The 571-nt window shown below is 71.1% G+C and carries 1 protein-coding gene; it reads right to left on the reverse strand.

Translation table 11 applies throughout. The features are described 5' to 3' along the window. Window positions 1-571, reverse strand: a 571-nt coding sequence (locus tag HTZ77_RS44935; protein ID WP_175595921.1) for an RNA-guided endonuclease InsQ/TnpB family protein, incomplete at both ends; no start/stop codon positions are given.

The raw sequence follows: 571 nt of genomic DNA on the forward strand, positions 1-571 counted from the left end.
GACGGCCGTACCGGGCCGTCTTGTAGTTGAGCATGCGGCGGAAGACGCCCCACCCGCAGTCGGAGATGGCCTTGGCCAGCTTCCGGTTGCGGACCATGTTCGTCACGGCCAGGTCCTCGATCACGATCACGTCGTGGTCGCGCACCAGCCGCGTGCTGGTCTTGTGCAGGAAATCCGTCCGGGCCGCGCGCACCTTCCGGTGGGCGCGGGCAACCTTGGCCCTCGCCTTGCGGTGATTGTTCGACCCGCGGGTCTTGCGCGCCTGGCGGCGCTGGTAGCGGGCCGGGTTGCGGTCCCGCTTGGCCAGATGGCGCGGGTTGGGGATCTTGTCGCCGTCGGAGGTGACGGCGAAGTCCGTCACCCCGAGATCGACGCCGACCGCCGTTCGCGGCGCGGCGAGCCGGTCGGGGGCGGCGACGTCGACGGCGAAGGAGACGTACCATCGCCCGCACGGGTCCCGGGAGACGGTCACCGTGGTCGGGTCGATCGAGGCCGGGTCCACGTCGGGCCAGGACCAGGTGAACGCCAGGGGCGCGTCCGTCTTCGCGAGGAACAGCCGCCCGTCACGGTA

It is taken from the genome of Nonomuraea montanisoli, from assembly GCF_013363975.1.
Lineage (GTDB): Bacteria > Actinomycetota > Actinomycetes > Streptosporangiales > Streptosporangiaceae > Nonomuraea > Nonomuraea montanisoli.